Annotated in this window: 6 protein-coding genes; all 6 read right to left on the minus strand. The window is 37.1% G+C overall.

Annotated elements, in window-relative coordinates; translation table 11 throughout:
• A partial coding sequence (locus PHD84_10170) for an MBL fold metallo-hydrolase (protein ID MDD5638159.1) occupies nucleotides 1-184 on the minus strand: 184 nt, incomplete at its 3' end.
• 35 nt (nucleotides 185-219) lie between these two features.
• Complete coding sequence (locus PHD84_10175; protein ID MDD5638160.1) at nucleotides 220-2007, minus strand: SLC13 family permease; 1788 nt, start codon at nucleotides 2005-2007, stop codon at nucleotides 220-222.
• Nucleotides 2008-2070: 63 nt separating this feature from the next.
• Nucleotides 2071-3438: a deoxyribodipyrimidine photo-lyase gene (locus PHD84_10180; GenBank protein ID MDD5638161.1), complete on the minus strand. Its 1368-nt coding sequence runs from the start codon at nucleotides 3436-3438 to the stop codon at nucleotides 2071-2073.
• Between the two features lie 211 nt (nucleotides 3439-3649).
• Nucleotides 3650-4690, minus strand: a complete 1041-nt coding sequence (gene ltaE, locus PHD84_10185) for a low-specificity L-threonine aldolase (GenBank protein MDD5638162.1) — start codon at nucleotides 4688-4690, stop codon at nucleotides 3650-3652.
• A 228-nt stretch (nucleotides 4691-4918) separates the two neighbouring features.
• The gene (locus tag PHD84_10190; protein MDD5638163.1) at nucleotides 4919-5674 is read right to left on the minus strand and encodes an outer membrane lipoprotein-sorting protein; all 756 of its coding nucleotides are present in this window, start codon (nucleotides 5672-5674) and stop codon (nucleotides 4919-4921) included.
• Nucleotides 5675-5701: 27 nt separating this feature from the next.
• On the minus strand, nucleotides 5702-6955 hold the full coding sequence (locus PHD84_10195; protein MDD5638164.1) for an FtsX-like permease family protein: 1254 nt from the start codon (nucleotides 6953-6955) through the stop codon (nucleotides 5702-5704).
• Between the last annotated feature and the right edge of the window lie 157 nt (nucleotides 6956-7112).

Genomic DNA, 7112 nt, shown 5'->3' on the forward strand with positions numbered 1-7112 from the left:
CTGATATAAAATCTGCATGCAAATGAGTTTCTAAAATATGGGTTATCTTAAATCCCATATCTTTTGCAACAGCAATATATCTATCAACATCACGACTAGGATCAACAATAGCACAATTTTCCTCTCCTCCTAAAAGATAGGAACTGTGGGCAATTTTCTGTACATAAAACTGTTCAATATACATAAATATCATGTCCTCCTTAATCTAAAAATAGTAAATTAGAAATAAAGGAAATAAAAAACAAAGGTAACTACAACTAAAAATAACAAAGTCATGATACCGCCTGCTTTTAAATAATCAGAGTTCTCATAACTACCTGCAGTTATCAGCATAGCATTAACCTGATGAGTGGGCAATATAAAAGAATTAGCTGCACAAACTGCGACTAATAATACCAGAGGTCTGGCATCCATATTTGTTAACAATGATAAATTGATAATCAAGGGAATCAAAACAACGGTTGAAGCCACATTTGACATAAATAAGGAAAATAAAGTGGAAATAAGGGCAATAGAAAAAATAATAAAGATAGGATGTTTGCCTTGTATTATAAACATTACCTTTTCAGCCAGAAAAGCAGCTGTGCCGGTTTTTTCCATAGCAATACCCAAGGGAATTAAACCGGAAATTAAAAATACCACTTTCCAGTCTATTGCCTGATAGAATTCTTCAATATTCAATACTCCGGTTAATACCATAACAACTGCACTGGTAAGAAGTGAAATAGAAAGTGGGTACCCAGCAAGAGCCAACCCAATCCCTGCAGCAAAACAGACAATTGCCAGTAATAATTTTCCCTTCTTCTCACTTTCTCTTTTAATAGAAGTTAAAACAATAATCTGGCCGGAATCTTTTAATTGATTAATATTTCTCCATAACCCATGGAATATTAATATATCTCCTGCTACCAGGATTCTATCGGAGAAATTATCCCGCACTGCTTTTCCCTGGCTGAAAATCATAATTGGCTCTATATGATAATTCTTCCTAATAGCTAACTGGCGTATAGTTTTACCGACAAATTCAGACCTGGGAGGGATAATTGATTCGGCAAATCCAGCTTTTTGGGGATTTTGAAAATCAGGAAAAATATCTGACTTTTCAATTAATTGCAAATTATAAAAAACTGCAAATTCTTTTACTCTCTCTTCATTTCCCAGTAATGCCAGTTTTTGACCTGGTTTAAAGTGAGTTTCCCTCCAGGGGGCATATTCTATATCTTTTTCGATTGACAAAGCAAGTATATTTAGCTGATACTTTTCCCATATCTCGGCGGCTTCAGGAGTTTTACCAACTAAAGAACTTTGTTCGGTAATATGATAATGTTGGACCTGCTGGGGCAATTGCCAGGATTCTATTAACATTTCCTGCTCAGGTTTGACTGCTTTAACATCCCTTTTTGGCAATACATGTGGACCTAAAAAGAAAAAGTATAAGATACCAGTCAATAATAGCAAAAGTCCAACCGGGGTTACGCTAAAAAAGTTATAAGGCTCCAAGTTTGCGTTTCTTAAGAAATCATTTAAAATTATCAGAGGACCTGAAGCTACCATAGTAAGTGTTCCCCCTAAGATAGCAGCAAAACCCATGGGCATAATCAACTCTGATGGATGATAATTCTCTTTTTTGGCAATGATAATTATAACCGGTAAGAAAAGAGCTGCTGCACCAATGTTTTGTATAAAAGCCGATATCAAACCAACAGAGATAGATACCAGTACAATTAACTTGCGCTTACTTCCGGAAACAATCTTTATAATCCAACGGGAAAATTTCTCCATTATACCTGTTTTAGAAATTCCGTAACCCATTACCATAACGGCAATCATGGCTATCACCGCATTACTGGAAAAACCTGAAATTACCTCTAAAGGTTCTAATATTCCTGACCATCCTAATGCCAGCATGCATAAAATAGCCACCAGGTCCACCCGTAAAATGTCGAAGATAAATAGGATAATTGTTGCCGTCAAAATCATTAAAACAACAACTTGTTGGGTCAGCATAAATGCTCTCCTACCAAGATTTATCAATTGTTTACCGGTATTTAAAAAATAATAAAAATTATTTTAGTGCGTCTTTTTTAATTCCTTAACCTTCTGGATATATTTTTCCATATCGAATTTTCTTTTCAAACCATTGTCGTTCATATAGCGAACCTTGCCATAAATGGGCCGCTCTTTCCAGGCTCGGTCGTGTAATCCAAAACACCAGGCAACTCCCGCATATCCATTAGGATCGCGACCATCCAGTCCATATTTATTGTTCAGATAAATACACCTTTGGAAAGCCTCCTGAGGCGTGGGACTCCATTCTAATATTTTTTTGCCCCAATACATACGCAAATATCCGTGCATTTTTCCGGTAATTACCATTTCCTGTTGGGCAGCATTCCAATACGGATCATGTGTCAGTGAATGTTCCAATTCTGCAATTGAATAAGTAATTTTTCTGGTATCATGCTGGTGCTTTTCCAGGGTACTCTTTGCCCATCTGGGCAGTCCTTTAAACTGGTCATAATTTACATTATAATACACATAATTAATTGCCAATTCACGGCGAACAATTAGCTCTTCCAGATATACCCGATAAGCTTCAGCCGGTGCCTCTGATTTTAATTTTAATGCAATATATAATGGAGAAATCTGTCCAAAGTGCAGATATGGACTCATATGTGACAAATAATCTTCAGATGGATTATTTCGCAAAGATTCAAAGCGATATATCTTTTCTTTGATAAATTGACTTAAGAAATCTTTGGCTTTACTATTTCCACCATGATAGATGGGAGAAGGTGGTACTGAGCTGTCTACAGACAGATAGTCAAGACAATTGGAAATATCGTCTATAGGTAATGATTTTATAGCAAAATTTAATGAGGAATGTTTTGGTTCTGTAGTATCTATTGGCTTTAAATAATCTGACAATAATCTATTTACTTTTGGCCTGAAACTGCCTGCAGTAAATTCTTCTTTAGTTGAGGCAGTTTCTACTGGTATAACAACATCACTTTCAACCTGGAGCATCAGACATGGTATTTCTTCCGCATATTTTTCTCTCCATTCAAGCTGAAAATGTAAATAACCACAGTCAGTAACAACTATAGCTGCATCTTTTGCCAGCTTAAATAAATCCGGGGTACTGCTGTCCTCCTGATAATGGAGAATCATTTTAATGCCATTTTTTTTCAATTCCTGATAAACTTCCTGCAGGCCTTCCAGCATAAAATAATAATGTCGTAAGTTGGCATCCGGAAAATCTGTTGTTATTTCAAAATAAACTAACAGAGGCAAAGAACATTTATTCGCTATCCTGATAGCAATTTCTAAGGCTTGATTATATTTCACACGTTGAGAAGCCTGCATCCAATAGATAATATATTTGCCTTCTTGCTCATGCTTTTCATTAAGATAGGAAATTCTGTCTTCCTGAATCATCTCTATCTCACCTCAATTCCTAAAAATAATTAAATAACTTATTTATTATCTACTTCTACCATATTCTTCGGCTTGGTGAATATCGCATTTATATTGTGAATGGCTTTAAGAAATTTAAAAAAGTAGTATTATGGCAAAATTACAATATATAAAATTAAGAATTTGTGCCTTTTTATACATTCTATCATAAAATAATTATAATAAAGCAAAATTAAAGAAGGCTCTCTTCAATTGCTTTCTTTATAATCTCTACAGCCTTTCCCGCATCTTCTCTGGAAATATGGCGATTGGTTACTAGACGAATCTTAAAGGGAGGCACAGGAGATACCAATAGTCCTTTCTCTTTTAATAATGCTGCCAGTTTGATTGCTGACACTTTTGTTTGACTGATATCACAGTAAACCATATTGGTTTGTACTGTGTTTAAGTTAATTTGAAGACCATTAACTTTCACTAACTCCTCGGCAATATATCTGGCATTGACATGGTCCTCTGTCAGGCGATCAACCATTTTTTCTAATGCCACAATTCCTGCTGATGCTAATACTCCAGCCTGTCTCATGCCACCGCCTAACATTTTTCTTACTTTTCTGGCTCTCTCAACGAAGGTTCTACTCCCAATAAGTACCGAACCTATCGGAGCACTTAGACCTTTCGAGAGGCAGAACATAACTGAATCGGCATTCTTAACCAATTCTTTTACCTCTACCCCCAGGGCAACTGCCGCATTGAAGATACGGGCTCCATCTACATGCACTTTTAATCCCTGTTCATGGGCAAAGTGGGCAATTTCATCCATTAATGAAACAGGATAAATAGTTCCTCCTCCACGATTATGTGTATTTTCAATACATAATAAGGTAGTCGGCGGAAAATGAATATCCCTATTTCGCATTACTTTTTTAATCATATTTACAGTTATAATTCCATGTTCCCCCTGTATTAATCTGGGAGAAAGTCCGGCTAATGCTGAAAATCCTCCTACTTCATAATAATAAGTATGGGAATCTGCTTCCAATATTACTTCATCACCAGGATGGGTATGGCTCATAAGAGCACATAAATTACCCATAGTTCCACTGGCAACCAATAGTGCTGCCTCTTTACCCATCTTTTCAGCAGCTATTTTCTCCAGCTTGTTAACAGTGGGATCTTCTCCAAAAACATCATCTCCTAAGGGAGCGTATCTCATTTCCTCCAGCATCTCTTCTGTGGGCAAAGTCTGAGTATCACTTCTTAAATTAATAAACATTCCAATTCTACTCCTTTCGTTTTTCCTTCTTTCTAACAAGATCCATCTAATAATACCTTATTTTCTATATTTTAAAAACAATTTTAGAATTTACTTCAGAAAGCTTTGCACTTACCTGTTCTATAAATAAATTATAGTCAAATAAAAAATGCCCTTTTTATTTACTATTAAGAAATAAAGGGCATTTAAACTTAACTAATTATATAAAAATTATGATTCTCTTATCCTTTAACGCAAGCTTTGTAGGCTAAATATTCTCTCATCCAATTCAGGATTCAATTTAATTTCATTTATGATAAATTGTGTATAGGTATCTTTGCGTAATTTGTTTTCCATGATAGATTGTACCGGCAACCAGCGACCTTCTATCTCCTCAATCTCCTGTACTTCGCTCACTTTTAACAATCTGCCGCTTTCGGCATAAAGTTCCTCTTTTAAACTGACAAAACGTTCTTTGTCTATCCAAGTCACCCTGCGGTAATAGGATACTTTCTGTCCGGGTACAGCAACCGCTTCCAGAACATAGCAGAGACGGTCATTAAAAGTATCGTCTTCTAAAAGAGTAAAAGCGTACAGTTCAGTCAGTTTATCGGATTCCATCATATCCTGGTAAGAAAAATCACTGCCCATGAAACCCTGTTCCAGCATATGTCCAGAGATTTTAACGATATCCTCGGCATCCGGAAAGAACATCCAGAGATTGTCTTCCCTCTTTAAAAACTTACTTCCCCGGTCGGCAGGATTAGTAAATTCCACCAGGGCATCCTTCTCCAAGGAATACATGACCATGGTCTTCTCTATTCTTCTGCCTCCCTGGCTGATTACCATGGTTGCCTCTATCCGGGCTGAGTGGATATACTCATTATCGTCTCTTTTTGCCATTATTTCTTCGGCTGTCATTTGGGCTGATGTAATTGCTGTAAAAAATCCGAACAAGTACATGAATAATATGGCGATGAATAGGCTCTTATTTATTTTTTTCATTCGTAAATCTCCTTCCTCTTCTTTGTTTTAACGCAATGCTTCATTGGGTTCCAGACGGGCAGCCATCCTGGCTGGAATAATACAGGCAACAGTCACGATTACTACTCCCAGTATAAAGGCAAAGATTAGATTTTCTAAACTGAAAACTGTATAGAACATCGGCTCAAACATTAAGTCTGCTGACATCCCCTCCATGGCTGCTCCAAAATCAATTCCCACTACGGAAAATACCTTGGTAATAATGCCACCAATGATAACTCCGATGGCACTGCCCAGGGCACCGATAATCATGCCCTCCATGGCAAAAAGATAGAGAATCTCTTTTGCTTTCAATCCCAGTGCGCTCATCATCCCTATTTCTCTTGTTCTTTCATTAACAATCATAATCAGGGTGTTGATTAAGACAAAACAGGCTAAGATGATAATAAATATGTAAATAAAATTATAAATTGTTTTAGCCATACCAAAGAGCTCAATCATCTCATAATCCCTGTTCCAGAGCTGTAAAGTGTATTTATCAGATTGATCATTTGCTTCAAACAGTTCTTCTATATGGGGCAGGACTACATTAGCCTGGTTATAGTCAGGCGTGACGATTAACAATTCGGTAACCTCACCAGGCATTTCCAGAATAGCCTGAGCCTGGTCTAAAGGTAAAAGAAAGATAGCTTCATTTAATAAATCAAGATTACTCTGGATTTTCCCTACCAGCTGAAAGGTTGAAGCGCGAAAAGAGTCAAAGGCAGTGCTATAGAGAAAGGTCACTTTATCTCCAACATTTTTTCCGATTTTTTCCATTAAACCGGCTCCCATCACCATTTCTCTTTCTCCAGGTTGTATCATCCTGCCTTCTACAATATGCCGGTCAATTCCGGTAAATTCAATCTCTTCTTCGGGATCTACTCCCCACCCCATCATACCTATCATCTTATCCTCATGACTGACCATAGATCCAAACTTCAGGCGAGGCAAAACCTGATTTACTCCTTCAACCTGTTTTAATCTATCAACCATCTGCTCATATCCATCATATTCAAAGCCATTAACCGTATAATTAAGAGAAACCAGATGCTCTTTTAATTTATATTCCTGATCAATGACCCGGATATGACCTGCTACATAATGAATATGGTTTTCAAAAGTAGAGGTCAACAACCCACCAATCATTCCCCGTAAAAAAACCACCGAAATGATAGCTATGGCAATGGCAATCACAGAAACGATGGTCCTTGTCCTGGAACGGGACAGGTTTTTCCTTGCTAAATTCCATAAAAACTTCATTTTTTGCCTCCTTATCGATGATAGATTGCCTCTACCGGATCTTTATGGGCTGCCCAATAAGCCGGTAATATACTGGATAATATCGCCACTACGACACCCAGCATAAAGATATAGGCAAAAGCCTGGGTATTCCATACACCGTAAATCCGGTCTACAA

It is taken from the genome of Atribacterota bacterium (assembly GCA_028717805.1).
Taxonomy (GTDB): Bacteria; Atribacterota; Phoenicimicrobiia; order Phoenicimicrobiales; family Stramentimicrobiaceae; genus Stramentimicrobium.

Coding starts and splice junctions, on each gene's coding strand:
- PHD84_10180 (MDD5638161.1), bottom strand. CDS start 3,438: ATGATTCAGGAAGACAGAATTTCCTATCTTAATGAAAAGCATGAGCAA.
- PHD84_10175 (MDD5638160.1), bottom strand. CDS start 2,007: ATGCTGACCCAACAAGTTGTTGTTTTAATGATTTTGACGGCAACAATT.
- PHD84_10195 (MDD5638164.1), bottom strand. CDS start 6,955: ATGAAGTTTTTATGGAATTTAGCAAGGAAAAACCTGTCCCGTTCCAGG.
- ltaE (MDD5638162.1), bottom strand. CDS start 4,690: ATGTTTATTAATTTAAGAAGTGATACTCAGACTTTGCCCACAGAAGAG.
- PHD84_10190 (MDD5638163.1), bottom strand. CDS start 5,674: ATGAAAAAAATAAATAAGAGCCTATTCATCGCCATATTATTCATGTAC.